The organism is Gracilibacillus sp. D59 (genome assembly GCF_052246695.1).
Lineage (GTDB): Bacteria > Bacillota > Bacilli > Bacillales > Amphibacillaceae > Gracilibacillus.
In genome coordinates, this window is the sequence record NZ_JBQQCK010000031.1 from 1 (window position 1) to 1,496 (window position 1,496).

The 1,496-nt window shown below is 39.4% G+C and carries 1 protein-coding gene; it reads left to right on the plus strand.

The genetic code is table 11. The annotated features are described in order from the left end of the window. Positions 1–175 precede the first annotated feature (175 nt). A complete protein-coding gene (locus ACTWP4_RS22470; RefSeq protein ID WP_443131019.1) occupies positions 176–1,366 on the plus strand; it encodes an IS110 family transposase in 1,191 nt (396 codons plus the stop codon). Positions 1,367–1,496 lie beyond the last annotated feature (130 nt).

The window sequence follows — 1,496 nt, forward strand, 5'->3', positions numbered from 1 at the left end:
GTTACTTCGCTTGAAGCTTAGTCTTCGTCGGAAAGTCTGATGCCTCCTTCTTTATAGAATGATTCGTATCAGCTGGATGACACAGACGTTGTCGAATATCGAACGAGCATGAATATCTATAAAGATGCGGAGGATTCCTCTTTTCTGATTAATCTATGATACGGGTGGTGTTTACATGTACTACTTAGGGATTGATATTGGTAAAAAGGAACATGAAGCCGGAGTGATTGACCAGCAAGGTAATGCGATTGGAAAAACACTTCGTTTTTCTAATTCCAAACCCGGGAGTGACAAGTTGTTAGCTTTTGTAAACAAACATCAACTCACCCCTGATAATTGTGCTTGTGGCTTAGAAGCGACTGGGCATTATTGGCTTTCTGTGTTCACTTATCTTTACCAACTTGGTTTTAAGGTAACAGCCTTCAATCCGTTACAATCTGATGCTTTGCGAAATTTTTATATACGTAAGACAAAAACAGATACTCGTGATGCTTTTCTCATTGCTCAAGTTATTCGAATTGACGCTCCAGAAGCAACACCTTTTATTGAAGAAGATTTGCTTCAGATAAGGCATTTGGAAAGATTGCGTTATTCCCTGGTAGATCAAAGTTCTGATATCAAACGAAAGATCATAGCGCTTCTCGACCAGGTCTTCCCAGAATATGAAGAGTTGTTTTCCGAAGTATTTGGGGCATCTTCTTCTGAATTGCTTTTTCATTATCCTATGCCAGAAGACATACACACCATTGATACAGATAGCTTAGCTGCATTCTTAAATGAGGCCAGTAAACAATCCTATGGACAAAAAAGAGCACATGAAAAAGCGACTAGGATTAAAGAATCTGCAGCAGAAAGCTTCGGCATTACCATGGCCACAGATTCTTTTCGAACGCAAATCCATCTATTACTTGAACAACTTTCTTTACTAGATCGTCAAATACATCAGATTGAAGAAAAGCTTTCTGTACTCATCGAACAACAAGCAACCTATTTAACCACTATAAAAGGCATTGGAGATGTCACAGCAGCTGTTATCATAGGTGAAATTGGCTCGATAGAACGTTTTGATCGCCCAGAACAATTAGTCGCATTTGCAGGCCTAGATCCCGCGGTTAAACAGTCTGGCAAATTTAACGCTACCGAAATACACATCTCCAAAAGAGGTTCTCCTTACCTACGAAGGGCTATTTGGTGGGCCGCCTTTTCAGCAAGCCAGAGTGATCCGGCATTATCACAGTTTTATAATAAGTTAAAAGATAAAGGAAAAGGGCATTACGTAGCTGTTGGAGCGGTAGCTAGAAAGCTAACACATATTATTTTTGCCATACTACGAGATAACAAGCCGTATGAACCACACGTTAAGTAAGTGGGAATCGAACATACTTTCCTTCGAAACACCTCTCACTGGAGGTGTATTTTCGCATGCCTTTTTTTAAATGAAAAATAATTTTTAAAAAATAACTCTTTATGGTTGACTTTCCATAGCTGGTCTTTCC

Excerpts from the sequence above, each read along its gene's own strand:
- ACTWP4_RS22470 (WP_443131019.1), top strand. The coding sequence starts at position 176 with ATGTACTACTTAGGGATTGATATTGGTAAAAAGGAACATGAAGCCGGA.